Origin of the sequence: Roseateles sp. NT4 (assembly GCF_051857475.1) — a bacterium.
Lineage (GTDB): Bacteria > Pseudomonadota > Gammaproteobacteria > Burkholderiales > Burkholderiaceae_C > Pelomonas.
Genome location: NZ_JBPZGZ010000009.1, coordinates 57252 through 81646, shown reverse-complemented (window position 1 = coordinate 81646; position 24395 = coordinate 57252). Strand labels below are relative to the sequence as shown.

General features: G+C 68.0%; 22 protein-coding genes. 10 read left to right on the top strand and 12 right to left on the bottom strand.

The window, feature by feature from the left end:
- Nucleotides 1-126 precede the first annotated feature (126 nt).
- Complete coding sequence (locus ACS5PN_RS31210) at nucleotides 127-3057, bottom strand: TonB-dependent receptor plug domain-containing protein (RefSeq protein WP_439467927.1); 2931 nt, start codon at nucleotides 3055-3057, stop codon at nucleotides 127-129.
- A 260-nt stretch (nucleotides 3058-3317) separates the two neighbouring features.
- On the opposite strand from ACS5PN_RS31210, the gene ACS5PN_RS31205 reads away from it, so the two are divergent.
- A complete protein-coding gene (locus ACS5PN_RS31205; protein ID WP_439467926.1) occupies nucleotides 3318-4364 on the top strand; it encodes a LacI family DNA-binding transcriptional regulator in 1047 nt (348 codons plus the stop codon).
- Here the strand turns inward: ACS5PN_RS31205 and ACS5PN_RS31200 are convergent.
- The 6 genes from ACS5PN_RS31200 to ACS5PN_RS31175 all read right to left on the bottom strand — a co-directional run bounded on the left by ACS5PN_RS31200 (nucleotide 4356) and on the right by ACS5PN_RS31175 (nucleotide 11156).
- Complete coding sequence (locus ACS5PN_RS31200; protein WP_439467925.1) at nucleotides 4356-6686, bottom strand: GH36-type glycosyl hydrolase domain-containing protein; 2331 nt, start codon at nucleotides 6684-6686, stop codon at nucleotides 4356-4358. The two genes, ACS5PN_RS31205 and ACS5PN_RS31200, sit on opposite strands and share 9 nt — an antisense overlap.
- A 2-nt stretch (nucleotides 6687-6688) precedes the next feature.
- Nucleotides 6689-8032 (bottom strand): MFS transporter, encoded by a 1344-nt coding sequence (locus ACS5PN_RS31195; RefSeq protein WP_439467924.1) that lies wholly within the window; start codon nucleotides 8030-8032, stop codon nucleotides 6689-6691.
- Entirely contained in the window at nucleotides 8029-8532 is a 504-nt protein-coding gene (locus ACS5PN_RS31190) for a gluconokinase (protein ID WP_439467923.1), read from the bottom strand. The genes ACS5PN_RS31195 and ACS5PN_RS31190 overlap by 4 nt, the downstream gene beginning before the upstream one ends.
- 107 nt (nucleotides 8533-8639) lie before the next feature.
- Nucleotides 8640-9368 (bottom strand): LytR/AlgR family response regulator transcription factor, encoded by a 729-nt coding sequence (locus tag ACS5PN_RS31185; RefSeq protein ID WP_439467922.1) that lies wholly within the window; start codon nucleotides 9366-9368, stop codon nucleotides 8640-8642.
- Nucleotides 9365-10429, bottom strand: a complete 1065-nt coding sequence (locus ACS5PN_RS31180; RefSeq protein ID WP_439467921.1) for a sensor histidine kinase — start codon at nucleotides 10427-10429, stop codon at nucleotides 9365-9367. The genes ACS5PN_RS31185 and ACS5PN_RS31180 overlap by 4 nt, the downstream gene beginning before the upstream one ends.
- Nucleotide 10430: 1 nt before the next feature.
- Nucleotides 10431-11156, bottom strand: coding sequence for a LiaI-LiaF-like domain-containing protein (locus ACS5PN_RS31175; protein ID WP_439467920.1), 726 nt, complete (start codon nucleotides 11154-11156; stop codon nucleotides 10431-10433).
- Between the two features lie 168 nt (nucleotides 11157-11324).
- Here ACS5PN_RS31175 and ACS5PN_RS31170 point away from each other — a divergent pair, with 168 nt between their 5' ends.
- The 3 genes from ACS5PN_RS31170 (at nucleotide 11325) to ACS5PN_RS31160 (ending at nucleotide 13404) form a co-directional block, all read left to right on the top strand.
- Nucleotides 11325-11789: an Rrf2 family transcriptional regulator gene (locus tag ACS5PN_RS31170; protein WP_439467919.1), complete on the top strand. Its 465-nt coding sequence runs from the start codon at nucleotides 11325-11327 to the stop codon at nucleotides 11787-11789.
- The gene (locus ACS5PN_RS31165) at nucleotides 11779-12660 is read left to right on the top strand and encodes an NAD(P)/FAD-dependent oxidoreductase (RefSeq protein WP_439467918.1); all 882 of its coding nucleotides are present in this window, start codon (nucleotides 11779-11781) and stop codon (nucleotides 12658-12660) included. Before ACS5PN_RS31170 ends, ACS5PN_RS31165 begins: the two co-directional genes overlap by 11 nt.
- Before the next feature lie 69 nt (nucleotides 12661-12729).
- The gene (locus tag ACS5PN_RS31160; RefSeq protein ID WP_439467917.1) at nucleotides 12730-13404 is read left to right on the top strand and encodes a Type 1 glutamine amidotransferase-like domain-containing protein; all 675 of its coding nucleotides are present in this window, start codon (nucleotides 12730-12732) and stop codon (nucleotides 13402-13404) included.
- Nucleotides 13405-13467: 63 nt separating this feature from the next.
- Here the strand turns inward: ACS5PN_RS31160 and ACS5PN_RS31155 are convergent, their stop codons facing one another.
- Both ACS5PN_RS31155 and ACS5PN_RS31150 read right to left on the bottom strand, forming a co-directional pair.
- Nucleotides 13468-14022: a phasin family protein gene (locus tag ACS5PN_RS31155; RefSeq protein ID WP_439467916.1), complete on the bottom strand. Its 555-nt coding sequence runs from the start codon at nucleotides 14020-14022 to the stop codon at nucleotides 13468-13470.
- 179 nt (nucleotides 14023-14201) lie between these two features.
- Nucleotides 14202-15413, bottom strand: coding sequence for an amidohydrolase family protein (locus tag ACS5PN_RS31150; RefSeq protein WP_439467915.1), 1212 nt, complete (start codon nucleotides 15411-15413; stop codon nucleotides 14202-14204).
- A gap of 109 nt (nucleotides 15414-15522) precedes the next feature.
- Between ACS5PN_RS31150 and ACS5PN_RS31145 the strand changes: the two genes are divergently transcribed.
- Nucleotides 15523-16461 (top strand): histone deacetylase family protein, encoded by a 939-nt coding sequence (locus tag ACS5PN_RS31145; protein ID WP_439467914.1) that lies wholly within the window; start codon nucleotides 15523-15525, stop codon nucleotides 16459-16461.
- Here the strand turns inward: ACS5PN_RS31145 and ACS5PN_RS31140 are convergent.
- The gene (locus ACS5PN_RS31140) at nucleotides 16439-17974 is read right to left on the bottom strand and encodes a methyl-accepting chemotaxis protein (protein ID WP_439467913.1); all 1536 of its coding nucleotides are present in this window, start codon (nucleotides 17972-17974) and stop codon (nucleotides 16439-16441) included. The genes ACS5PN_RS31145 and ACS5PN_RS31140 overlap by 23 nt on opposite strands.
- A gap of 9 nt (nucleotides 17975-17983) precedes the next feature.
- A complete protein-coding gene (locus ACS5PN_RS31135; protein ID WP_439467912.1) occupies nucleotides 17984-18445 on the bottom strand; it encodes a cache domain-containing protein in 462 nt (153 codons plus the stop codon).
- 126 nt (nucleotides 18446-18571) lie between these two features.
- Here ACS5PN_RS31135 and ACS5PN_RS31130 point away from each other — a divergent pair, with 126 nt between their 5' ends.
- The 5 genes from ACS5PN_RS31130 to ACS5PN_RS31110 are packed head-to-tail and all read left to right on the top strand — an operon-like array spanning nucleotide 18572 to nucleotide 22818.
- Nucleotides 18572-19012 carry an acyl-CoA thioesterase gene (locus tag ACS5PN_RS31130; protein WP_439467911.1) on the top strand — a complete coding sequence of 147 codons (441 nt, stop codon included), beginning with the start codon at nucleotides 18572-18574 and terminating at the stop codon, nucleotides 19010-19012.
- Nucleotides 19009-19722: a nitroreductase gene (locus ACS5PN_RS31125; RefSeq protein WP_439467910.1), complete on the top strand. Its 714-nt coding sequence runs from the start codon at nucleotides 19009-19011 to the stop codon at nucleotides 19720-19722. Before ACS5PN_RS31130 ends, ACS5PN_RS31125 begins: the two co-directional genes overlap by 4 nt.
- Nucleotides 19722-21047, top strand: a complete 1326-nt coding sequence (locus tag ACS5PN_RS31120) for a sodium:proton antiporter (protein ID WP_439467909.1) — start codon at nucleotides 19722-19724, stop codon at nucleotides 21045-21047. Before ACS5PN_RS31125 ends, ACS5PN_RS31120 begins: the two co-directional genes overlap by 1 nt.
- Nucleotides 21035-22024 (top strand): 2-hydroxyacid dehydrogenase, encoded by a 990-nt coding sequence (locus tag ACS5PN_RS31115; protein ID WP_439467908.1) that lies wholly within the window; start codon nucleotides 21035-21037, stop codon nucleotides 22022-22024. The genes ACS5PN_RS31120 and ACS5PN_RS31115 overlap by 13 nt, the downstream gene beginning before the upstream one ends.
- Nucleotides 22021-22818, top strand: a complete 798-nt coding sequence (locus ACS5PN_RS31110) for a hypothetical protein (protein ID WP_439467907.1) — start codon at nucleotides 22021-22023, stop codon at nucleotides 22816-22818. Before ACS5PN_RS31115 ends, ACS5PN_RS31110 begins: the two co-directional genes overlap by 4 nt.
- Here ACS5PN_RS31110 and ACS5PN_RS31105 read toward each other — a convergent pair.
- The gene (locus ACS5PN_RS31105; protein WP_439467906.1) at nucleotides 22810-24336 is read right to left on the bottom strand and encodes an FAD-binding oxidoreductase; all 1527 of its coding nucleotides are present in this window, start codon (nucleotides 24334-24336) and stop codon (nucleotides 22810-22812) included. The two genes, ACS5PN_RS31110 and ACS5PN_RS31105, sit on opposite strands and share 9 nt — an antisense overlap.
- Nucleotides 24337-24395 lie beyond the last annotated feature (59 nt).

Genomic DNA, 24395 nt, shown 5'->3' with positions numbered 1-24395 from the left:
GTGGCCAGAAAGGCCGCATGCTGTGTTGCAAATCCTCGCTGGGCAGAGAGCCCAGCTTGCGGTCTGCTGTCGTGCCTGCGGCCTTTCTGGCCACAACGCGACCCGTTGCCGTAGTGTTAGCAGGCCCTAAAACGCCATGCGGGCACCCACCCGGTACTGGCGGCCCAGCACGTCATAGAGGAAGGGATTGATGCCATAGCCCGTGCCCGTCTGCGGCGCCGCGACCGGGTCGACATCGGTCAGGTTGTCGACCTTGAAGAACAGGGTCAGGTTCTTCGAGACGTTGTAGGAGCCGCCGATGTCCCAGTAGAAGGCGCCCTTCATCTGGTTGTTCAGGATGGTGGGATGCACGACGGTGGAGACGGGGCAGCTGGCCTGGCACTCGATGTACTCGTTGCTGTAGACGCCCTTGCTGATCCAGCGCTGCGAGACGGTGAAGTTGGCGGTGTCGCTGTCCCAGGCCTGCGAGAACTGGCCCTTCCACTTCGGCGTGTTGCCGAGGTTGACGCCGGCGGCCTCGCTCGGGATGGTGCCGACGACGCCCGAGTTGGTGACGAAGCTGCGCGTGTTCGTCGCCAGTGCGCGCAGCGTGATGCGGCCGGGCAGGCCCATGCCGAGATCGAAGCGGTAGACGCCCTCGAGGTCGAAGCCCTTGTTGCGCATGGAGGCGAGGTTGAAGGCCTGCAGCGTGACGAACTTGGTCGCGCTCGTCAGGTCCATGGCGGCGCAAATCTCCTGGTTGCCGGCGACGCAGAGGTCGACCTCCTGCTGGGCCGTCAGCGAGGAGATGACGTCGTTGACCTTGATATCGAAGTAGTCGATGGAGGCGCTGAAGCCGGGCGCCCATTTCGGCTGGGCCAGCACGATGCCGAAGGTCGTGTTGCGGCCGATCTCGGGGCGCAGATTGGTGTTGCCGATGGTGCGCTGCTGGATGGTGACCGTGCCGCCGTTGTAGTTGACGGTGTTGTTGACGACCAGCGGCGCGGCGAACAGCTCGCTGAGGTTGGGCGCGCGCACGTCCTGCGACGTCACGGCGCGCAGGCGCAGGCCGTCGATGCCGGTCTTCCAGGTGGTGCCGGCCTTCCAGGTGTTGACGCCGCCCGAGGTGCTGTAGCGCGTGTGGCGACCGGCGATGTTGAAGTTGGCCTCGCCCAGGCTGGCCGACTTGAACAGCGGCAGGTTGAGCTCGATGAAGCCTTCCTTGACTGTGTAGCTGCCCTCGGCGTTGTGATAGTTGCCGGCGTACCAGTTGTTGCCGATGGCGGTGTTCAGCAGCGGGTCCGCCGGGTACTCAGGCGTGTTGGGGCTGGTGGCGGAGACGCCGTTGCCATAGGGGTCGCCGGTGACGTAGTACTGCTCCTTGCGCGCCTCGGCGCCAAAGGCCACGGCCACCGGGCCGGCCCACAGCGAGAAGGGCTCACCATTGACGGCGAAGCTGGCGACTGTCTGGCGCTGGCGCGAGTGCTGGTGGGGGCCGTTGGCGGGTTCGATGTAGGCCATGGCCGCCGGGTCGGCCGTCACATCGCCGAGCACGTTCAGCGGCTTGCAACCCGCGGCGACGGCAACCGGGTTGCGGCAGATGATGGTGTTGTTGGGACCGCGGATGGCGTCGATGGCGGCGTTGTAGCGGTTGTTCAACGACATGTTGGCAACGCGGATGTCGATGGTGTTCTGGCCGTGCTGGGCGTAGGCGTCATAGGTCCAGGGCGTGCCCAAGGCGTCGAATCTGCCGTTGGCGCCCAGCACCAGACGGGCCTGGGTGCGCACCGGGTTGACCTCGATGTCCTTGGGGAACTCCGCATTGGCCGTGCCGAACTGGAAGCTGGTGATGCCGTTGCTCGCGCAGGCCGCCTGGATGGAGGCCGGCACGAAGGGGTTGTCGCACTGGATGGTGAGGTTGGCGTTCTTGGCCGCGCCGGGGTTGGGCGTGAAGCGCGAGTCCACCTTGCCGTAGTTGAAGGTGAAGAAGAGCTCGTGATCGGGGTTGAGCTCGAAGCTGCCGCGCGTGTAGACCACCTGGCGGGTCATGTCCATGCCGAGGGTGGTGCCGCCGCCGACGGTGCCGCTGAGGTCGCCGCCGACGCAGAAGGGTGTCACGCAGCCCGTCACGGCGCCGGTCCCGGTGGGTACACCGTTCGAGCCGTAGTTGAACTTGAAGGGCACGCCGTCCTTGCCGAAGGCCGTGCCCTGCAGCGGGCCGTTGGTGATGAGACCGTACTTGGCGTACTGGAACTGCTGGGCGTTCTCGATGAAGGTGTATTGCGGCTTGCCGTCGGTGGTCTGGCCGATGGGGCGCACCTGGAAGGCCGGGTTCTTGAACCAGGTGCGGCCATTCGCGCCAGCACCGCCGAAGCGCGGCGAGGGCACGCCGTCCTCGCGGCTGTACTCGACGCTGGCGCTCAGATGGGCACGGTCATCCAGGAAGGCACGGCCCCAGGCGGCCTGCAGCGTGGCGTTCTTGTCGTCGTGATAGTTGGTCTGGCCGGCCTCGACATTGGCCTTGAAGCCGGTGAAACGCTTGTCGGTGACGAAGTTCACCACGCCACCCACGGCGTCCGAGCCATAGGAGGCCGAGGCGCCGCCGGTCACCACGTCAACCTGCTTGATCAGCAGCTGTGGGAACTGGCTGACGTCGGTCACGCCGGTCACGTTGGCGCCGATGACGCGCTGGCCGTCGATCAGCGTCAGCGTGCGGATGGGCGTCAAGCCGCGCAGGCTCAGCGAGCTCAGGCCCTGGATGCCGCTGCTGGTGCTGTTGGTGCTTGTCGTGCGGCCGGTGCTGCCCTGCAGGGCCGGGAGTTCGGCCAGCGCATTGAAGAGATTGGGCTTTGCCGCCTTTTCCATGTCGACGGCGTCGAGGCGCGTCGTCGGCGTCGGCTGGGTGAAGCCGCGGGCGTTGATGCGCGAGCCGGTCACGACGACAGGGCTGAGGAGGTTGGAAGCCTCCTGGCCTTCTGCGGCCGGCGACGCTTCCGGAGTCGTCTGCGCCTGCGCCGAGAAGGCCAGGCTGGCGCAGGCCGCCAGGGCGGCGCGATGGATCAAGGTCGGGCGGTGCATCAAGGTCTCCTGTGTTGCAGCGTGATCCGCTGCTTGTGCTTGGACGGCTCGGGTCAGGGCCGGCTCTTGGGGTGAAATATCAAATTTGGATAGCGCTGTCCAGTTGGATTAAAAAAGGGGGGAGATGGCTCCCCCAAGATCCGTGAGACAACAGGCATCCACCACCGCAAGCGCCAGTCGGTTTGACAAGCGTTTCATAGGTGGATTGCGCTATCCTAGGCATGACATCGAGGCCTGGATATGGGGGATAACATGTAGCCATGCCCGCGTCCAAGCCGACTTCCGACGAACCCTCCCGGCGCTCGCGCGCCACCGGCCGCGTGACCCTCGCCGATGTGGCCCGCGAGGCCGGCGTCAGCCCCATCACGGTGTCGCGCGCGCTGCGTGGCGAGCGCGCCGTGGCGGCGGAGTTGTGCGAACGCGTGCAGGCCGCGGCGACCGCTCTGGGCTATGTGCCCGACCCGGCCGCGCGGGCCCTGGCTTCGGCGCGCAGCTCGCACGTGGCCGTCCTCATCCCCAAGCTCAGCAACACCCTGTTCGTCGAGTTGCTGGATGCCTTGCAGCGCCAGCTGATGCTGGCCGGCTACCAGACCCTGATCGGCGTCACCCATTACGACCCAGCCGAAGAGGAGGCGGTGTTGCGCAGCTTCCTGGCGCATCGCCCGGCGGGATTGATCGTCACGGGCCTGGACCGCAGCCCGGCCGCCGCGGCCCTGATCCACGGCAGCGGCGTGCCCTGCGTGCATGTGATGGAGCTCGCCACCGAACCCGGCAGCTACAGCGTCGGCTTCTCGCAGCGCGAGGCGGGGCGGGCCATCACCCAGCATCTGTTGGACAGCGGCAGGCGCCGCGTGGCCTATGTGGCCGCGCAGCTCGACCCGCGCACGCTGCAGCGCGGCGAGGGCTATGAGGTGGCCATGCAGCAGGCGGGGCTGGGCGCCGATGTGCGCAAGCTGCTCAGCCCGGAGCCCTCGTCCATGGCCCTGGGCGGGGTGCTGCTCGAGAAGGTGCTCAAGGAAGCGCCGGACACCGACGCCATCTTCTTCTGCAACGACGACCTGGCCCAGGGTGCCTTGCTGGCCGCGCTGCGCCTGGGCGTGAAGGTGCCCGAGCGCCTGGCCGTCGTCGGCTTCAACAACCTGCCGGGCGGCGACCAGATGCTGCCGCCGCTGACCACCGTGGCCACGCCGCGCGTCGAGATCGGCGAGCAGGCCGCCCAGATGCTGATGGCGCTGATGCGCGGCCAGGCGGTGGAGCAGCCGCATCTGGACCTGGGCTTCCAGATCCTGAAGCGGGCCTCAAGCTAGCTCGACGTCCAGCCGGTAGTCGCGCCCGGGCTGGATGCCGCGCACCAGGCCGTCGGGCAGGGGTTCGCCGTCCAGCAGCACGCGATGTTGGCCGCTGCGGCGGACGTGCAGATGGAAGCGCGCACCGCGGAATTCCCGTTCGGCACTCAATTCGCTCCAGCCTGAGGGCAGTTGCGGCTGCACGCGCAGGCCCTGGGCCTCGCCGCGCAGGCCGCACAGGCCTTCGATGACCGAGCGATAGGCCCAGGCCGCCGTGCCGGTGTTGAAGAGCTGGCTGGAGCGGCCGGCGGTGCGTGGGTATTGCTGATGCGCGCCGCGGTAGTAGTTGGGGATGAAGACGGGCAGCTGGCCGCGCTGCAGATAGTCGGCTGCGTCAGGCCCCGGGATCATGCGGCGCAGTGCGCTGAAGGCGCGATCGGCCTCGCCGGCGTCGTAGAGGGCGTGTACATAGAAGCTGGCTGCATGGTTGTAGACGGCGCCGTTCTCGGCGGAGCCCGGGTGCTTCTGCGTCACGCGGCCGACGTCATCGCGCATGCCGGAATAGGGCGGGTTGAACATGGCCACGCCATGCGGCGTCTCGAGCTGGGCGTCGATGGCCGCAAGCATCTTGATGCGTTGTTCGGCGCTCGCCGCACCGCTCAGCATGGCCCAGGACTGCGGGTTCAGGTAGATGCGGCCTTCGGTGTCGGCGCTGACGCCGAAGACGACGTCGTCATCGGTGATGCCGCGGGCGAACCAGTCGCCGTCCCAGAGGTGGCGGTTGGCGGCGGCATTGAGTTCGTCGGCTGTGGCCTGCCAGCGTTCAGCTTGCACGGGCCGGGCAGCATCGGCGCACATGCCGCTCCACAGTCGCATCGCATAGGCGGCTGCCACTGTCAGCCAGCCCGACACGCCGCGGCCCTTGTAGCCGACCATGTTCATCGGGTCGCACCAGTCGCCCTGGGCGATGAAGCTCAGGCAGCGGGTGTCGCGGTCCTTTTGCAGCCAGGCCATGGCGGCATCCAGCCGCTCGGCGACTGTCAGTCCGTTCACCACGACGTTCAACAGTGCGAAGTCCGCCGTCTCGTCGAGATAGGCCCTCAGGCAGACCGGCAGCCAGACGCAGTGGTCGGTGTGCGGGACCTGGTTGATGTACTTCAGCTCGGCGCCTTCGACCAGCAGGATGCCGTCGGGCATGGAGCCGTTGGCATGCTGCTGGCCCAGTGCATGCAGCAGCGCGCCGCGCGTGACGGCCGGCGCGATATAGGCCATGCCGAGGTTGTCCTGCAGGTAGTTGCGTGTCTGCGGGTCGGTGCTGAGACGGTTGACGTCGCCGTGATAGAAGACCTGGCGTGGCAGCCAGTGGTTGATGAAGTTGTCGAACTCGGCGTCGGGCGTCTGGATGCGCAGGCAGCCGCTGCCGCCGTCGACGTAGCGGGCGTAGGCTTCGCGCGTGCGGGCAAAGCCGGCTTCGCTCAGATAGGCGGCGCGCATCTGCGCGATCTCGGCCTCGTCCAGCGCCGGGCCGAACAGGAAGCGATAGGTCTCGGTCCCGCCCGGTTGCAGCGCGAGCCGGTACTGCACGCAGGCGGCCGGCGTCTCGTAGCGCGCATCGCCACCGGAAAGTTGCTCGGCCTGCAGTGCGCTCGGCTTGTGCAGCCCGCCTTCACCTTCAAAGGCCGTCTGACTGGCCTCCCACGCATCGGGCTGGCGCTCGCAGAGGAAATAGGTCTTGTCCTTGAGGTGCAGGTTCTTGAAGTGGTCGGCGACCTTCTGATACGGCGTCACGCTGCTGGCGACGACGCCGCCGAGGTCGCTGCGCCATTCGGCGGACTGGTTCATCCACGACATATAGCCGATGGGGAAATAGGGCACGAGGCTGATACGCCGCGTGCGGCCCGACATGTCGCTCACCCGCAGCTCCCACAGCTCGGCGACGTCGTCGGTCGGCAGCCCCAGCACCATCTCGACACGCAGGCCCAGATGCTCGACGGTCCAGCCTAGGTCGTGGCGACCGACGCGGAACTGAAACGCGTCAACGGTCGCTCGCACCGGCTCGTAAGGCGCCGAGAACAGCTCGCCCGTGTCCTCGTCCTTCACGTAGACGAAGCGGCCGGGGTGATGGGCGTAGTAGGCCTGCTCCGGCTGCATGAAGGTCTTGGCCTCCAGGTTGGGCGCGTGGGCGTATTTGGCCGGTTCAGGCTGCATGAACTGCGCGGTGGCATAGCCGCGGCAGGTGACCTGGATCATCATGCGGCGGTTCCAGAGGAAGCCGGCGGCCTGGGGCAGGGCGGTGGGATTGGTGAGCTCGTAGCGCTCGCCGTGGTCGATGGGGCCAAGCATGGTCAGGCGGTGGTGGTCTTGCGGGCGGCCAGGTCGGCCTGGATGCGCGCCATGGTCGGGTTGTCCAGTGTGTAGAACATCATGATGACGGCGGCCAGAAGCGTGAAGCTGGCCGGGATGACGGACATCAGCCAGACGATGCCGGCCTGCGACTCGGCCGACTGCGCCGCGTTGGGCACATAGCCCAGGGCCGAGAACAGCGCACCGATGACGGCGACGGCGACGGCGGTGCCGAGCTTTTGCGCGAAGGAGCTGGCCGCGAAGGTCATGCCGGTGGCGCGGCGGCCGTTGCGCCATTCGTTGTAGTCGGCGCTGTCGGCCAGCATGGAGAAGGACAGCGGCGACTTGGGACCGAGGACGAGGCCGAGTGCAATCTGCAACGCATACATCAGGACGATCTGGTCGGTGTCGACGAACAGGAACGCCCCTGAAAGTGCGGTGGACGCCAGCATCAAACCGATCATCAGCCGGCGCTTGTCGATGAAGCGCGCCAGCAGCGGCGTCAGCGCCGTGCCCGCCGCGGCGGCCAGCAGATAGGCCGGCACGAAGGTGGCCAGCAGTTCGGGCCGGTTGACCACGTATTTGAAGTAGTAGGCCGCGCTGGTCATGCGCAGCGTGATGCCACCCATGATGATGAGCGCGAGGAAGAACAGCAGGATCCAGGGCGTGTTGCTGCGCAGGTCCGCCAGATCCTGTTTGACGCTGGAGGGTTCGGCCTGCGTCGGCTGCACGCGCTCGGTCGTCGTGCTGAAGGTGATGGCGAAGATGAGGGCCGCGGCGATGCCCCAGAACACCATGGTCAGCGTCCAGCCAAGGGCGTGGTCGCCACCACCGAACCAGCTCACCAGGCGGGGCGACACGGCCGTGACGAGGGTGCCGCCCGCGAAGCCGGCGACGAAGCGCGATGCGTTGATGGCGTTGCGCTCCCTCGCATCGCCGGACAGCACGCCCGACAGCGCGCTGTAGGGCAGGTTGACGCTGGTGTAGAGCGTCATCAGCAGCAGATAGGTCACATAGGCCCAGACCAGCTTGCCCGTCGGGCCGAGGTCGGGCGTGGAATAGGCCAGCACGCCGACCACGGCCAGTGGCAGCGGCATGAAGAGCAGGAAGGGCCGGAACTTGCCCCAGCGCGTCTGCGTGCGATCGGCCAGGGCGCCGATCATGGGGTCGGTGAAGGCGTTGAAGATCTTCACGACGAAGAGCATGGTCGCGGCGGCCGCAGCGGTGATGCCGAAGGTGTCGGTGTAGAAGATCAGCAGAAAGGTCGAGATATTGGTCCAGTAGAAGTTGAACCCCATGTCGCCCAGGCCATAGCCGACGATCTCGCGGCGGGTCAGCGGTTTCATGACCTCAACCAGTCGCAGACCTGGACCTGCAACTCGCTCAGTGGCGCCAGCGCATCCAGGCGCAGCACACCCGCCTCACCGACGGGCGGCTCCAGGGTTTCGAACTGGCTGTCCATCAGGCTGGCCGAGAAGAAGTGGCCGCCACGCGTCTGCACGCGTTGGCGTGCCTCGGCCTTGGTGATGTCCAGGAAGGCGAATCGCAGCCCGGGCGCGGCCTGGCGCAGCCGGTCGCGGTAGGCGCGCTTGAGCGCCGAGCAGGCTGCCATGGCACCCGGCGGCTGGCGGCGCAACTGCTCGCACAGGGCGGCGAGCCAGGCGGCGCGGTCGTCGTCGGTCAGGGGCTGGCCCTGCGCCATCTTGCGTCGGTTGGCCTCGCCATGGAAATCGTCGCCCTCCAGCCAGACGCGGCCCAGCTGCGCCGCAACGGCGGCTCCCAGTGTGGATTTGCCGCTGCCGGCAACGCCCATGAAGACCAGGGATTCGGGCGCAGATGGAGTCATGGGGACGCGAGCGAGAGCCGGATTCAGCGATGTTGGATAGCGCTATCCTACTTGGGGCGCGGCCAAGCTGGCTCCGTGTTTTCCCGCCACAGCCTTCGCAGGACGCCTCAGAGCACCGCACGCAGCTTGTCGTAGCCGCTGCGGCTGACCGGGATGCGCTTGCCGTCCTTCATGCGCGCGACGTGGGCGTCGCTGTCGGTCTTCTCCAGCCCTTGCAGGGCCGCGAGGTTGATGATGAAGCTGCGGTGCACGCGCACGAAGCGCGCTGGGTCCAGGCGTGCCTCCAGCTCGGAGATGCGCTGGGCCTTGATGTGATCGCGGCCACCGCTGTGGAAGGCGACGTTGTCGGCCTGGGCCTCGATGTAGTCGATGGCCTCGACGGCCAGCACGTGCAGGCCGCCCTCGCGTTCGCTGTCGCGCACCAGCACGCGGGCCAGCAACTGCGGTGCGATCAGCGCTTCCAGGCCGGGCTGGGGATGGCCGCGCAGGCGACGGGCACGGTCCAGCGCCGCGTCGAAGCGCGCCTGGTTGAAAGGCTTGAGCAGATAGTCCACCGCGTGCAGCTCGAAGGCTCGCATCGCATGCTGGTCGTGCGCCGTCGTGAAGATGACGCCGTCGCGCCGGCCGGTCAGCTCCAACACCTCGAGGCCGGTCAGGCGCGGCATCTGGATGTCGAGAAAGACGAGGTCGGGCTTGAGCTCGGTGATGGCCTTGGCCGCGTCCAGGCCGTTCTCGACTTCGGCGGCGATGGTGATGTCGGTGTGGGCCTTCAGGAACTCGCGCACGAGGCGGCGGGCCAGCGGTTCGTCGTCGGCGATCAGGGCTTGCAGCGTCATGTCGTCTCTTTTTCGAAGGGAATGCTGATCTCGACTGCGAAGCCCTCGGGCGTCGCGCCCCAGTTCACCCGGGCGCGGTCGCGATACTGCGCGGCCAGCCGCTCGCGCAGATGGCGCAGGCCCTGGCCGAGGCCGGGCTCTCGCGAGGGCTCGGTGGGCACGGGGTTGCGCACGGCCAGGTGCAGCCAGCCGTCGCGCACCAGGGCCTGGATCTGCACGACACCGCCTTCGTCCAGCGCACGCAGGCCATGCTTGAGGGCGTTCTCCACCAGGGGCTGAAGGGTCAACGGCGGCAGCAAGGCGGTCAGGGCCTCGGGTGGCGCGTCAATGGCGCTGCGCAGCTTGTCACCCAGACGCTGGCGTTCGATGGCGAGGTAGTGGCCCAGCAGGTCGAACTCGTCTTGCAGACGGATGCGCTCGCGCCCGCCCAGCGCCAGGGTCTGGCGGAAGAACTGGGCGAGGTCGATGCTCATCTGGCGTGCGCCGTCGGGGTCGAAGCTGGTCAGCGCGCTGATGGAATTCAGGCTGTTGAAGAGGAAATGCGGGTCGATCTGCAGGCGCAGCAGCTGCAGCTCCATGTCGCGGGCCAGCAGCCGCGCTTCGGCCTCGCGGCTCGTGGCGGCCTGTGCGGACTCCATGGCTAGCAGCAGGTCGTGGGCCAGCACCGACAAGGTCAGCAACGCCAGGCTGGCGAGCAGGAAGAGGCCCCAGGCTGCGGGCGTCATGGCCACCAGTCCTTCATGGTGACCGAAGGCCAGGCCCGCGGCATTCCAGCCGGCCGCCAGGGCCAGCGCCGCGCCGCCCAGCACCAGCACGGCCGCGGCGCGCGCGGTCAGCGCGCGAGGCCAGCGGCCGGCGCCGAAAGGCTGGCTGCGGCAGAGGTGATAGAGCGACAACGCGACGAAGCTCAGCACCGTGCTCAGCGGCAGTGCCCAGGCCAGCGCCCAGACGAGGCCGGCCAGGCCCTCGACGACCAGCAGCGCGGCCAGTGCCGTGCCAACCAGCGCGGCGGCCAGCAGGCAAGCGGCCAGGCCGCGCCGGTGCGCCAGCAGCGGGTGCACTTCAGTTCTTGACTTCGACGCCGCCGAACATCGCGTCGCCGCGCAGCACCAGGCGCTGGGTCGGGTTCATCGGCGGCACGGTGCGGTCTTCCACGCCGCCCAGCGTGGGGGCGATGTCCACAACGATCTGCCACTCGCGCGGCACGCGCAGCTCGACGCCGCTGAAGCGGGCCGAGATCTCCAGCACGGCTTCGGGGCCTTCGATGGCAGCCTGGCGCAGGTCCAGCTCGACGCCGCCGAAGGTCACGTCGATGCAGCCGCCCTTGAAGGCGCGCGAGTCGTTCTGCTGGCGAATGGCGCTGAAACTGGCGTCGATGGCGATGCGGTCGCCATGCTCCAGCGTCGACGGTGTGTCCCCGCAGGCCTGACGACGATGCCGCGGGAACAGGCCGCGAGCCAGGATGGATACACCCCCCAGGATGATGAAGACTGGCCACCAGTCGCGCAGCCGGATGCTGACGAGGTCCAGGTTCTGCGCCGTCATCACCCCGCCGACGATGACGAGAGCGATGCCGAACAGCCAGCTCCCGGCGTGGCGCGGCCAGACGATACGGCTCAGGCCGAACAGCACCAGGGCGAGCGGCCAGAAGGTGCGTAGCATCGGCACGCCGAAAACATGGAGGTTGTCCAGCAGGGCCAGCGTGCCGATGCCGATGACAGCCAGGCCGAAGACGATGCGCTGGGCCGGGTGGTAGGCGTGGTGGCGGCGGATGCGATGGGGTCTCATGACTGCTTTCTCGACTGGCAATGGCGTGAGTAGACATGGCCCGCGCGGGTCTTCGGGCGACGAATCGGCGAATCGACACCTGCCGCCGACGAATCGACGGCGGCTGTCGCGAACCGCGCCAAGGCCTTCTGGCGAACAAGGCCATTTTCATGGAACTAATATAGTTACATGAAAAGAGACGGCAAGCTGTCCGGCGTGTTGCACATGCTCCTGCACATGGCCGAGAACCGCGAGCCCGCGACCTCCGAGACGCTGGCGCGGGCGATGAACACCAACCCCGTCGTCGTGCGTCGGCTGATGTCGGGTCTGCGCAAGGCCGGGTTTGTCGCTTCGGCCAAGGGCCACGGCGGCGGCTGGGTGCTGAGCTGCCCGCTGTCGGACATGACGCTGGGCGATGTGCATGCGGCCTTGGGGGCGCCGCCGTTCCTTGCGGCGGGACTGCGCGATGAGCAGTCGACCTGCCTGGTCGAGCAGGCCGTCAACACCGCCCTCGGGACCGCCTATGCCGAGGCCGAGGCGCTGCTGGTCGCGCGCCTGCACCGCGTGAAGCTGTCCGTGCTGGCCGAGGACTTCCACCACCGCATGCAGGCCCGCGGCCTGTCACCCCAGGACTTCCACTCCCATGATGTTTGACGCCCTCATCGTTGGCGGCAGCTTTGCCGGCCTCTCCGCAGCCCTGCAACTGGCTCGCGCTCGGCGGCGCATCGCCGTCGTCGATGCCGGCCAGCGGCGCAACCGGTTTGTCGAGGCCTCGCACGGCTTCCTGGGCCAGGACGGCCGAGCGCCGGGCGATATCGTGGCCGACGCCAGGGCGCAGTTGCTGGCCTATCCGAACGTGAGCTGGCACGAAGGCCTGGCAAGCGTCGCGCGTCGTCGGGGCGAGGGCTTCGAGGTCGATGTCGGCGGAGACACCCTGCAGGCGCGGCGCCTGGTGCTGGCCACCGGTGTGATTGATGACCTGCCGGCCGTCGAAGGCCTGGCCGAGCGTTGGGGCCGGACGGTTTTCCACTGCCCCTATTGCCATGGCCATGAATTGAACGAGGGCGCCAGCGGCGTGCTGGCCAGCAGCCCGCTGTCCATGCATCACGCGCTGATGCTGCCGGATTGGGGGCCGACGACCTTCTTCCTGAACGGTGCCTTCGAGCCGGACGATGCGCAGAGACAGGCCTTGGCAGGGCGCGGCGTCACGGTGGAGTCCACACCCATCGCCCGCGTCGTTGAGGCCATGACCGTCGAGCTGATGGATGGTCGCCGCCTGCCGCTGGCGGGCCTTTTCACGGCAACGCGTACGCGCATGGCCAGCCCGCTGGCCGAGCAGCTGGGCTGCGAGTTCGAGCAGGGGCCGGCGGGGGCCTATCTGCGCCGCACGATGATGGAAACCACGGCGTCGGGTGTGTTCGCCTGCGGAGACGCGGCGATGGCGTTTGCCAATGTGGCCATTTCGGTCGGCGATGGCGCCATGACCGGCGCCGCCACGCACCGGTCGCTGATCCCCGGGTTTTGAAGCGCCGGCTCGGGCGCGCGTGTCGATCTTGAGCTGTCTGGTTCGTCGTGGGTCGAAAGGATCCAACCCATGAAACTGCTTCTGACTTCCGGCGGCGTGCGCAACGCCAGCATCCACAAGGCGCTGCTTGACCTGCTGGGCAAGCCCATCGAGGAGTGCACGGCCCTGTGCATTCCGACCGCCCACTACGGGCACCCGATGGGCAGCCCCGAGGGTGCCTGGCGCTTCGTCTCGGGCCGGCAAAGCGTCTGCCCGATGGTCGAACTGGGATGGAAGTCGGTGGGCCTGCTGGAGCTCACGACGCTGCTGAGCCTCGGGGCCGCGCGCTGGGAGCCCTGGGTGCGTGCTGCCGATGTCTTGCTGGTGGATGGTGGAGATGCCCTCTACCTGACGCACTGGATGCGCGAATCGGGCCTGGCGGCGCTGCTGCCGTCTCTGGAGCGCACCGTGTGGGTCGGGTTGAGCGCGGGCAGCATGGTGATGACACCCAAGGTGGGCGAGGCTTTCGTCGAAACGAAGCCGCCGATCACCGGCGAGGACCGGGCACTCGGCCTGGTCGACTTCTCGATCTTTCCGCACCTGGACCATCCGGGCTTCGACGAGAACACCATGGCCTGCGCCGAACGATGGGCGAAGGAGATCGGTGGGCCCGCCTATGCCATCGACGACCAGACGGCGATCCAGGTGGTCGCCGGCGAGGTCCAGGTGATTTCCGAAGGCCAATGGCGCCGCTTCGGCGGCTGACAGCCCAAAAGCAAAAAGCCCGGCGCTTTCGCACCGGGCTTTTCTTTGTGCAGATCGAATCGATCAGGCGGCGCGCTTGGCGGCGCGGGTCGCGGTCTGCGTGGCCTTGACGGCTTGGCTGGTGGCGGCCTGGAAGTTGGTTTCGGCGACTTCAACGGCTTGCTTGGCGGCCTTCTGGACCGACTCGAAGGCGTTGTTGGCGGCGGCGACAGCCGACTTCACCAGGGCGACGGCGTTTTCGGTGCCGGCCGGGGCGTTCTTGGCGGCGTTGTCGACGACAGCGGCGAACTTCTGCTGCACGTCGGCGAACTGGGCTTCAGCGGCCTTGGCAACTTCGGCGCCGGTGCTGGAGGCGATGTCGTAGATGTGGCGGCTGTAGGAAGCGGCCTTCTCGGCGGTCGGCTGCAGCAGGGCAGCTTGCAGGGACAGCAGCTCTTGCGCGTCCTTGACGGACAGGGCAGCGGCGGTGGTGTCGGCGGCTTCGCTCAGCGCGGTCTTGGCGACTTGCAGATTCAGCTCGACGAGCTTTTCGACGCCTTCGAAAGCCTTGTTGGTCAGGCCGAAGAGGGTTTCGACATTGGCCTTGTGGGCGGCGAGGACTTGTTCAGCGGTCAGCATAGGGGACTCCGATTTCAGGTGGTTGAACCGTTTGCTGTGCTTCATTTGCTGCACTGCAACATGACTGAATGATAGAGGTCATTCGCCGGATTGCAAGAACTTTTTGTGCGGTGCAGCAAATTAGGGGGTGACACCTGTGACAAACCGCAGATTCATCACCCGGACACCCAGGAGGTGAGTCAGCGGCTGAAGATCAGCTGGCCTCCGCGCAGCGTGCATTTCACATTCGCGAATTGCTTGGCGGACTGCGCCGGATCGCCGGCCAGTACGACGATGTCGGCGTCCATGCCGGGCGCGAGCCGGCCGTGGCGCGAGGACTCGTTCCAGCGTTCGGCCGGCGTCGTTGTCAGGGCTGCAAGGGTCTGCATGGGATTCAGGCCGGCCTGGGCGAGCAGCTCATACTCCTCGGTGGGGTCGCTGTCTTCCATGTAGTCGACGTCGGTGCCGAACAGCACTTTGCCGCCGGCCGCCGCGAAACGGCCGAACTCGCGCACGCTGTCCTGCAGCACCGCCTCGGCGGGCTGCGGCGGCACCTTCTCCTTGGTCAGTTCGTAGCGCAGCAGCTTGAGGGTGGGCACCATGTAGACGCCCTGAGCGCGGACCTCGTCCATTAGCGCCGTGGGCCAGGGGCCGGGCACGCCAAGCGGGGGATGGGCCAGGATGTCCACCTGGGCGCTCAGTGCCGCCTTCACGCCGTCGAGGTCGGTCGGGTGCGCGAAGACGAGATGTCCGCGACGGTGGGTCTCCGCGGCTGCGCCCGCTGCGATATCGGCCGCCATGCGCTTGGCCGGGCGGTTGCGCTGTGGCGTCACGAGGAAGAGCTTGGTCGCCTCGGCGCCGGCATCCAGGTTCTGTTGGACGGTTGCCAGGGCCGAAGCCACCGATTCGGGCTGCGGCAGCTTGGCGAGGAAGGCGGGGTCGAAGTGGTCGAGGTAGACCGGCAGGCCCTGGGCCGGAAACAGAGGCAGGCCGGCTGTCAGCAGACGCGGCCCCTTGAACTCGCCCTGGTTCAGACGCCTGCGCAGGGCCAGGGTGTTGTCGCGGTCGGAGGCGATGTCAAAGGCCGTGGTGAAGCCGTAGCGTGTCAGCAGGGCGGTGAGGCCGTCCTGCAGCGTGGTGGCCTTGGCAGCACCCGCGTTTGAAAACGCCGGGCCGTTGAGGTGGACATGGCTGTTCTGGAAGCCCGCCACCAGCACGCCACCGTCACAGCCCGGGGCGAGCGGCGGGATGTTGGCGTGGGCGGCGTCTCGCTTGGCGACGCCAACGATGCGGCCCTCTCGCACCAGCACCACCCCGTCGGCTATGGGCGGGGCATCGGGAGCCGGATAGATCTTGGCGCCGCGCAGCGCGCGGACCTCAGGTTCGGCAGCCAGGGCCAGGGAGGTGGCCATTGCGCAGCACAACAAGGCCGTGGCGAAGCAAGCGAGAGAGGGGCGATCGGGGTGCATGCGGGGCAGCGTATCAAAGCGCCAGCGCCGCAGGCGCTATCGTTGCCAGCCGATGCTGGCCTTTCACTCCGACGCCCACAGCCTGGCCCTGCCTCCCGGCCACCGTTTCCCGCAATCCAAGTACCGCTTGTTGCGGGAGCACTTCGAGCGCGAACCGGGCTTGCTGAGGATGCTGCCGGCTCCGGCGGCGACCGAGGGTGAACTGGCCCTGGTGCACACGCCGGACTATGTGGATGCCGTGCTGCGCGGCCATCTGAGCGCGGCCGAGCAGCGCGAAATCGGCTTCCCCTGGTCGGAATCCATGGCCGAACGCTCGCGGCGCTCCGTCGGCGCCAGCATCGCCGCCGCGCGGGCGGCGCTGCAGGAGGGCGTGGCCGCCAACATGGCCGGCGGCACCCACCATGCCTATGCGCACAAGGGCTCGGGCTATTGCGTCTTCAACGACGTGGCCGTGGCCGCGCGGCTGATGCAGGCGGAGTGGGCGCGCGACCACCGCAGCACGCTGCGGGTGCTGGTCATCGACCTCGACGTCCACCAGGGCAATGGGACGGCGGCCATCTTCCGCGACGACGACACGGTGTTCACCTTCTCCATGCATGGGGCGCGGAACTTCCCCTTCCGCAAGGAGGCCAGCGACCTGGATGTGGACCTGCCAGACGGCTGCGGCGATGCCGAATATCTCGATGCGCTGGACCGGGCGTTGGCCGAAGTCTGGCGGCGCTTCGAGCCGGGCCTGGCCTTCTATCTGGCCGGTGCCGACCCGCATGAAGGCGACCGCCTGGGGCGGCTCAAGCTGAGCTACGAAGGCCTGGCCCGGCGCGACCTGCGCGTGCTCGACGCCCTGGCCGAGCGCGGCATCCCGGTGGCCCTGAGCATGGCCGGCGGCTATGGCCATGACCTCGCCACGACCGTGGCCGTGCAGGTGAGCACGCTGACGCTGGCAGCCCAGTCCTGGGCCGCTTGGGGAGCTACCGGACGCGGAACTGGCTGACGACCTGCGCCAGGCGGTGGGCCTGCTCGCGCAGCGACTCGGCGGCCGCCGCGCTTTGCTCGACGAGGGCGGCGTTCTGCTGCGTCATGTCGTCGACCTGGGTTACCGCCTGGGTGACGTCGTCGATGCCCTGGCTCTGTGCCGCGGCGCTGGCGCTGATCTCACCCATGATGTCCGTCACGCGCTGCACGGCGCCGACGATGTCGGTCATCGTCGAGCCGGCGTCCTGCACCAGGCGAGCGCCCGATTCGACGCGTTCGACGCTGGCGCCGATCAGGGTCTTGATCTCCTTGGCCGCCGCCGCGCTGCGGCCGGCCAGGCTGCGCACCTCGCCGGCCACGACGGCGAAGCCGCGGCCCTGCTCTCCGGCGCGCGCGGCTTCCACCGCGGCGTTCAGCGCCAGGATATTGGTCTGGAAGGCGATGTCGTCGATGACGCCGATGATGTCGCCGATGCGTTTGCTGGACGCGCTGATGTCGTTCATCGTGTCCACGACCTGCTGCACGACGCTGCCGCCGCGGTGGGCCACATCGGCGGCCGAGGTGGCGAGCTGGTTGGCGGTCTGCGCGTGATCGGCGCTCTGGCGCACGGTGCCCGTCAGCTGGGCCATGGACGAGCTCGTCACCTCCAGGCTGGAGGCCGTCTGCTCGGTGCGCATGTTCAGGTCCTGGTTGCCCGAGGCGATCTCGGCGGACGCGGTGCGGATGGAGTCGGCCACCAGCATCACTTCGCCGACCGAACTGCCGAGCTGTTCGCACATCTGGTTCAGGGCGCGCATCAGGCCCGCCAGCTCGTCCTGGCCCTGAGGTGAAGCACGCTGCGTCAGGTCGCCCGCGGCGACGGACTCGGCCAGCGCCAGCGAGGCGTTCACATCGGCCGCGATCTTGCGTTGGTTGGTCAGCAGCAAGCCCATGCCGATGCCGGTGGCCAGCAGCGAGACCAGGGCGAAGATCCAGGCGCGGCGACGGGCGTTGTCCTGCTGGGCCTCGGCGGCGGTCTGCTGGTCGGCGCTCATGCTCTGAACGATCTTGGCGATCAGCGTGGCGACTTCCTTGTAACGCGCCTCGGCGTCCTGCATGGCCGCCACGCCGGTGTTGGGGTCGACCGAGGCCAGGTCAATGGCGGCATCCGCCTTGGCCAGATAGGTCTTCAGCAAGGGCAGGGTGGCGTTGATGTGAGCGTCGGTCTCGGGTGGCGTGGCCTCCAACTCGGCCAGCGTGGTCAGCGTGCGCGTCAGGCCCTCGACCTGGGTCTTCAGCTGAGCGCGCAGGGCCTTGACCTTGGCGTCGTCCAGCGAGGCCATCAGCGAGATGGTGCGGTAGACGCCGCCGTGCATCTCGCCCACCTGGGTCTGCACGGCGACCGTGGTCATGAAGACCTCATTGCGCTGCTGGTCGGCCTCGTTGGACGCCACCACCTCGCGCAGCGACAGCACGGTGCTGCCCAGGCCGATGGCCAGCACGACGGCCAGCGAGGCCATCGGCGGCAGCAGCATCTTGGCGGCCAGTTTCATGGCGAGGCGCTATTTGTAGATGCCGCCGCAGACGATGGTCTCGTCCAGCCGCTCGCAATACATCTGCTTGGGCTCGATCTTCTTGGTGGTGGGGTTGGTGAACTTGTAGTCTTGCCAGAAACCCTTGGGGCTGGACTTGCCGAGCTCGACGCGCTCGCGGATGAAGGCCTTGCCGTCGATGTCCTTGAGGTCGATCAGGTCGCGGCCGACTTGTTTCTCGTTGGCGCCGTGGGCCAGGCATTTGCCGTCCAGGCCGTAGACGACGAGGTAGAGATCCTGCTTGACGAACTGCGAGCTCTTGGCGGTGATCTCGCCGTAGGACTTGTCCTTGCCGTTGGCCTTGATGTAGGCCACGCCCTTCTTGACCATGGCCACCGCGTCCTCCTTGGTCGCGTTCTGGGCCCATGCGGACTGGGAGCCGAGGGTGGCTGCCAGGGCGAGTGCGAAACCAGCCACACCGTATCGATTCATGCCGAGCTCCTAGCCAGCGTTGTGAAATCGTTGTCTCCGAGGCAGTGTCGCTCTCGCAATTCAACTCTTGCAAGTGCATATGCCGCACAAACCCGACGGTGGGGGAGGGCGTGGAAGAATGGACTCATGACGACCCGACCCCAGCCCGATGGCCGCGAAGCCTACGCCCGCTTCGTGCCCCTGACCACACGGTGGATGGACAACGACGTCTACGGTCATCTGAACAACGTCGTCTACTACAGCCTGTTCGACACGGCCGTGAACAGCCTGCTCATCGAGGCCGGTGCGCTGGACATCCACGGCGGCGAAGTCATCGGCCTGGTCGTCGAGACGCATTGCAATTTCTTCGAGTCGCTGGCCTTCCCTCAGCGCATCGAGGCCGGCGTGCGCGTGGCCAACCTGGGTCGCTCGAGCGTGCGCTACGAGATCGGCCTGTTCGCCGAAGGCGCGGCCGCTTGCGCGGCGAGGGGTCATTTCGTGCACGTCTATGTCGACCGCGACAGCCGCCGCCCGGTGGCCGAGCTGCCCGCGCCCTATCTCACTGCCCTGAAGGCCCTGACCTTATGAGCCGTTTCGCCACGCCCACCCCCGAGCAGACCGCCGCGGTCGATGCCGCCATCAAGACCCGGCACTCGCTGCGCGCCTTCCTGCCCACGCCGGTGCCGCGCCAGACGGTCGAGGACATCCTCGAAGTCGCATCCTGGGCGCCCTCGGGCACCAACACCCAGCCCTGGCAGGTGCATGTGCTGACCGGCGAGGCGCTCAAGCGCATCGCCGGCCGCATCCAGGCTGCCTATCTGGACGCCGAACAGAACGCCGCCCACAAGGAGGAGTACGCCTACTACCCCACCGAGTGGCGCAGCCCCTACATCGACCGTCGCCGCAAGGTGGGCTGGGACCTGTACGGGCTGCTGGGCATCGCCAAGACCGACAAGTCGCGCATGCAGCACCAGCATGGCCGCAACTTCATCTTCTTCGACGCGCCGGTGGGCCTGTTCTTCACCATCGACCGCGTCATGCAGCAGGGCTCCTGGCTGGACTACGGCATGTTCCTGCAGAACATCATGGTGGCGGCGCGCGCGCGCGGCCTGCACACCTGCCCGCAGGCGGCCTTCACACAGTTCCACCGCGTCATCGCCGAGGAGCTGCAGTTGAAGGATGAGCAGATGCTGGTCTGCGGCATGTCGATGGGCTTCGCCGACCCGGATGCCGTCGAGAACAGTCTCGTCACCGAGCGCGCGCCGGTGGCGGAGTTCGCGCGCTTCCTGGAAGACTGATGGCACTCTCCGGCGCTGAACTCGGGCTGGCCTGGGCCGCGCCTTTTGCCGGGCTGCTGACGTCCATCGCCGTCATGCCGCTGGCGGCTCCGGCCTTCTGGCATCACCACTTCGGCAAGATCGCCGCGGCCTGGACGCTGGCGCTGCTGATCCCGTTTGCCTTGAGCTTCGGCCTGGCGCAGACGGGCGGCGTGCTGGTGCACACGCTGGTCGAGGAATACCTGCCCTTCACCATCCTGCTCGGGGCCTTGTACACGACGGCCGGCGGCATCTTCATCCGTGGCAATCTGCATGGAAGTCCGGCGCTGAACGCCGGGCTGATGGCCCTGGGTGCGGTGCTGGCCAGCTTCATGGGCACGACAGGCGCGTCCATGCTGCTGATCCGGCCGCTGATCCGTGCCAACGACAACCGCCGCCACAACGCCCATGTCGTCGTCTTCTTCATCTTCGTCGTCAGCAATGTCGGCGGTTCGCTGACGCCGCTGGGCGATCCGCCACTCTTCCTCGGTTTCCTGCAAGGTGTCAGCTTCTTCTGGACGGCCGGCCACCTGTGGGCCGAGACGCTGTTCCTGCTCGTCGCGTTGCTGGCCGTGTTCTGGGTTCTCGACGCCTGGCTGTATCGCAAGGAAGGCATCACGCCGACGGATCCAACGCCCGATGCTCCCCGCCTGGGGCTGGAAGGCACCATCAACCTGCTGCCGCTGGCCGTCGCCGTCGGCCTGGTGCTGATGAGCGGCACCTGGAAACCCGGCATCGTCTTCGACCTCTGGGGCACGCCGTTGCCGCTGCAGGCGCTGGTGCGGGACATCGGCTTGGTGGCCGTGACGCTTGCCTCGCTCTGGTTGACGCCGGCCGGCGTGCGCGAGAAGAACCAGTTCTCCTGGGCGCCGATGCAGGAGGTGGCCAAGCTCTTCATCGCCATCTTCCTGACCATGGTGCCCGTCATCGCCATGCTCAAGGCCGGCCCGGCCGGTGTGTTTGCGCCGCTGGCGGGCATGCTCGATTCGCCGCTGGCCTATTTCTGGCTGACCGGTGGCCTGTCCTCGGTGCTGGACAACGCGCCGACCTATCTGGCCTTCTTCAATCTCGCCGGTGGCAATGCCCAGGCCTTGATGGGTGAGGGCGCTGCCGTGCTGGCCGCCATCTCCGGTGGCGCCGTCTTCATGGGGGCCATGACCTATATCGGCAATGCGCCCAATTTCATGGTCAAGGCGATCGCCGAGGAGCGCGGTGTCAAGATGCCGAGCTTTGGCGGCTATCTGCTCTGGTCCGGTGCGGTGCTGCTGCCTCTACTTTTCGTGATGGCCTGGATATGGATGCGCTGAAGAAGAAGGTTCTGGTCGCGCGGCGTGCGCCGGACGACGTGCTCGCCAAGCTCGCGGTTCATTTCGAGGTGGACTACCACCCCGGCGAGATGCCGCTGACGCCGGACGAACTGCGCACCCGTCTGCAGGGCAAGGCCGGCGCCTACGTCACCGGCACCGAGCGCATCACGGCCGAGCTGCTGGACGCCTGCCCGGGCCTCAAGACCGTCTGCACCATGAGCGTGGGCTACAACCACATCGATCTGGCGGCCTGCACGGCGCGTGGCGTCCTGGTCACCAACACGCCCGATGTGCTGACCGAGACGACGGCCGACCTCGGCTTTGCGCTGCTGATGGCCACGGCGCGCCGCATGAGCGAAGGCGAGCGCCTGCTGCGCGACGGCGGCTGGAAGAGCTGGTCCTGGGACTTTCTGGCCGGCCAGGACGTCTACGGCACGACGCTGGGCATCCTCGGCATGGGCCGCATCGGCCAGGCCATCGCGCGCCGCGGCCGCTTCGGTTTCGGCATGCAGGTGGCGTATCACAACCGCTCGCGCCTGGCAGCGGATGCCGAGGCCGAACTCGGTGCCCGCTACCTGGGTAAAGATGAGTTGCTGCGCCAGGCCGACCATCTCGTCCTCGTGCTGCCTTATTCGGCCGAATCCCACCACTGCATCGCTGCCGCCGAGCTGGCGCTGATGAAGCCCACCGCCACCCTCATCAACATCGCCCGCGGCGGCATCGTCGATGAAGACGCGCTGGCCGCCGCGCTGCGCGAGAAGCGCATCGCCGCGGCGGGCCTGGATGTCTTCGAGGGCGAGCCGCGTGTGAACCCGGTGTTGCTGGGCCTGCCCAATATCGTCCTGACGCCGCACATTGGCAGTGCGACCATGCCCACACGCATCGCGATGGCCACGCTGGCCGCCGACAATCTCATCGCCGCGTTGACCGGCACCACGCCGCCCACGCCGCTGAACCCCCAAGTCCTCCCCGCATGAACCGCCGCCTGCTCTGCCTGCTTTCCCTGCTGCCCGCACTTGCCTTTGGCCAGTCGCTGAAGAACAAGTCAGCGCCGCCCCCGGCGCCGGAGCCCGTCGTCGAGGACAAGACGCCACGCGACCCCAACAAGTTTGCGGCCCTGTCCCTGCTGGGCGACAACGTGCAGCTCATCAACCTGACGCCGGCGCGCGGCGACACCGTGCAGTCCGGCGACTGGACGTCTTCCCCAGCGGGCGGCCTGGACAACGCGGTGCTGCAGTCGTTGGACGCGGCGGTGAAGGCGGTGGGCAAGGACCGCGAGGTCAAGCTCTACACGTCATCGACGCGCAGTCTGTTCGGCGACCCCGCCAACCTGTTCGTCAATGGTCGCCTTAGCCTGCCCGGCAAGCTCGGCGAGGCGGTGCGCCAGAGCGGCGCGGCCCAGCTGCTGCTCGTCACGCGCAGCCGCCAGGAGCCGGCCCTCGCCGCCGCCCTGCCGAACCGCATCCTCGCCACGCTGGAAGGCCCGGGCTATGTGCTGGACCAGCGCCCCAGCGCCCAGATCGGCTTCGACGGCCAGCCGGGACGACCGGTGCTGGCGCCCTATGTGTCCATCCGCGTCGCCCTGGTCGACCTGAGCGACCTGAAGCTCAAGCGCGAGCAGTCCCTGGCCGTCGCCATGCGCCTGCCGGTGGCCAGCGAGGCGGCCGCCAACCCCTGGGCCGCCACGACGGGGGAGCAGCGCGTGAAGGCGCTGGAAGCGTTGATCGAGGCCGAACTGCCCAAGGCCGTCGCGGCCCTCGTCTCACCCTAGGTCGGGCAGGGCCTTGAACAGGCCCGTCGGGTCCCAGGCCTGCTTGACCTGGCGCAGCTTGGCCAGGTTGGCGCCGTAATAGGCCTCGGCCGGCTTGGTGATCAGGCCGTCGAGGTAGTTCACATAGGCGCCGCCGCTGCTCCAGGCCTGCATCGTCGTGCGCATGCCGTGGGTCCAGGCGGCGGCCTCGTCCAGCGTGGCGGCGGCCGTGCCGACGGGAAACTCGGCCAGGTACTGCGCGCTGAACAGCGCGCGGCGATGCGCAAATGCGGTTGCGTCGGCTGCTACGCGGGCGATGGCCCCGCCCATCAGGTTCAGCAGCACGGCGCCGGCCCGGCCGCTGGCGCCACGCTGTTGCAGCGCGGTGCCGAGGGCGGCGATGCCGTCGGCATCCAGGGGCTTGTCGAAATAGTCCGAGCTGGCGGCCATGGCCACGCGGCCCAGCTGGCCGCTGGCGTTCTGGCTGGGCAGATGGCACTGGGCTCGGCTCATGGCCGCGCAACTGCCCAGCATCACATCGCGATAGCTGCGCGCCACCAGGAAGGCGTCGCCCGGCGTGCGGCCGATGCGTGCCAGCAGGCCGGTCCAGTGCGGCTGCACGGCGGCCGTGTCGCCGATGGCAATGCCCCACAGATAGGCGCCCTGGCCGGACAGCGAAAGCTGGGACCAGACCGTGTCCGGCAGCGCCGCCGAGGGCCAGGCCTGCCAGGCGGCCAGCACGGTGGGCAGTTCGCTGAGGGCGAAGCTGGCGCCGAACTGAACCAGGGGCGCGACCGCATGGGTCTGGAAGGTCAGCGACGTGACGAGGACCACCTGGCCGCCGCCTCCGCCGCGCAGGGCCCAGAACAGGTCGGGGCGCTGCGTGTCGCTGCATTCGAGCTGCTGGCCATCGGCCGTGACGACGCGGGCCGACAGCAGCGTGTCGCAGCTCAGGCCGTAGGCCCGGTCCAGCACGCCGATGCCGCCGCCCAGCGTGATGCCGCTGATGCCGACGCTGACGCAACTGCCCGAGGGGATGCAGCGTCCGGCGCTGATGAGCGTGTCGTAGACGTCGACCAGCTTGGCGCCGGCGCCGACGGTGGCGCGGTCACCTTCCAGTTGCACGCTGTCCATGGGGCCGACGTCGACGAGCAGGCCACCGCCCGTGCTGGCCCCGAGATAGCTGTGGCCGCCGCTGCGGGCCGTGAAGGCGAGCTTCTGCTGCTTGGCAAACGCCAGCGCGGTTGCCACGTCGGTCGCGCTGGCGCAGCGCGCCAGGGCCGACGGCTGCTGGGTGTCGTAGCGCGCGTTGGCGCCGCGGCGCAGGCGATCGAAGTCGGCATTGGCGGGCAGCACCAGCTGGCCCTGCAGCTGGCGCGAGAGGCTGTCCCAATCGGGGCCTGGAGCGGGTGCCGGTGCAGGGGCGGGTGTGGGCGCTGGAGCCGGTGAGGGCGCAGGGCTGTCGCCGCCCCCGCCCCCGCCGCAGCCGCTCAAGGCTGCCGCGCCACCCAGACCCAGAACAAAACGCCGTCTCTCCATCGTTGCCTCGCAATGCCAATGAGATACCAGATGCACTACTGTATGTGATACCAATAAAA

Bases quoted from the DNA above. Each gene is read 5' to 3' on its own strand.
- ACS5PN_RS31210 (WP_439467927.1), bottom strand. From the start codon at position 3,057: ATGCACCGCCCGACCTTGATCCATCGCGCCGCCCTGGCGGCCTGCGCC.
- ACS5PN_RS31205 (WP_439467926.1), top strand. From the start codon at position 3,318: ATGCCCGCGTCCAAGCCGACTTCCGACGAACCCTCCCGGCGCTCGCGC.
- ACS5PN_RS31200 (WP_439467925.1), bottom strand. From the start codon at position 6,686: ATGCTTGGCCCCATCGACCACGGCGAGCGCTACGAGCTCACCAATCCC.
- ACS5PN_RS31195 (WP_439467924.1), bottom strand. From the start codon at position 8,032: ATGAAACCGCTGACCCGCCGCGAGATCGTCGGCTATGGCCTGGGCGAC.
- ACS5PN_RS31190 (WP_439467923.1), bottom strand. From the start codon at position 8,532: ATGACTCCATCTGCGCCCGAATCCCTGGTCTTCATGGGCGTTGCCGGC.
- ACS5PN_RS31185 (WP_439467922.1), bottom strand. From the start codon at position 9,368: ATGACGCTGCAAGCCCTGATCGCCGACGACGAACCGCTGGCCCGCCGC.
- ACS5PN_RS31175 (WP_439467920.1), bottom strand. From the start codon at position 11,156: ATGAGACCCCATCGCATCCGCCGCCACCACGCCTACCACCCGGCCCAG.
- ACS5PN_RS31170 (WP_439467919.1), top strand. From the start codon at position 11,325: ATGAAAAGAGACGGCAAGCTGTCCGGCGTGTTGCACATGCTCCTGCAC.
- ACS5PN_RS31165 (WP_439467918.1), top strand. From the start codon at position 11,779: ATGATGTTTGACGCCCTCATCGTTGGCGGCAGCTTTGCCGGCCTCTCC.
- ACS5PN_RS31160 (WP_439467917.1), top strand. From the start codon at position 12,730: ATGAAACTGCTTCTGACTTCCGGCGGCGTGCGCAACGCCAGCATCCAC.
- ACS5PN_RS31155 (WP_439467916.1), bottom strand. From the start codon at position 14,022: ATGCTGACCGCTGAACAAGTCCTCGCCGCCCACAAGGCCAATGTCGAA.
- ACS5PN_RS31150 (WP_439467915.1), bottom strand. From the start codon at position 15,413: ATGGCCACCTCCCTGGCCCTGGCTGCCGAACCTGAGGTCCGCGCGCTG.
- ACS5PN_RS31145 (WP_439467914.1), top strand. From the start codon at position 15,523: ATGCTGGCCTTTCACTCCGACGCCCACAGCCTGGCCCTGCCTCCCGGC.
- ACS5PN_RS31140 (WP_439467913.1), bottom strand. From the start codon at position 17,974: ATGAAACTGGCCGCCAAGATGCTGCTGCCGCCGATGGCCTCGCTGGCC.
- ACS5PN_RS31135 (WP_439467912.1), bottom strand. From the start codon at position 18,445: ATGAATCGATACGGTGTGGCTGGTTTCGCACTCGCCCTGGCAGCCACC.
- ACS5PN_RS31130 (WP_439467911.1), top strand. From the start codon at position 18,572: ATGACGACCCGACCCCAGCCCGATGGCCGCGAAGCCTACGCCCGCTTC.
- ACS5PN_RS31125 (WP_439467910.1), top strand. From the start codon at position 19,009: ATGAGCCGTTTCGCCACGCCCACCCCCGAGCAGACCGCCGCGGTCGAT.
- ACS5PN_RS31120 (WP_439467909.1), top strand. From the start codon at position 19,722: ATGGCACTCTCCGGCGCTGAACTCGGGCTGGCCTGGGCCGCGCCTTTT.
- ACS5PN_RS31115 (WP_439467908.1), top strand. From the start codon at position 21,035: ATGGATGCGCTGAAGAAGAAGGTTCTGGTCGCGCGGCGTGCGCCGGAC.
- ACS5PN_RS31110 (WP_439467907.1), top strand. From the start codon at position 22,021: ATGAACCGCCGCCTGCTCTGCCTGCTTTCCCTGCTGCCCGCACTTGCC.
- ACS5PN_RS31105 (WP_439467906.1), bottom strand. From the start codon at position 24,336: ATGGAGAGACGGCGTTTTGTTCTGGGTCTGGGTGGCGCGGCAGCCTTG.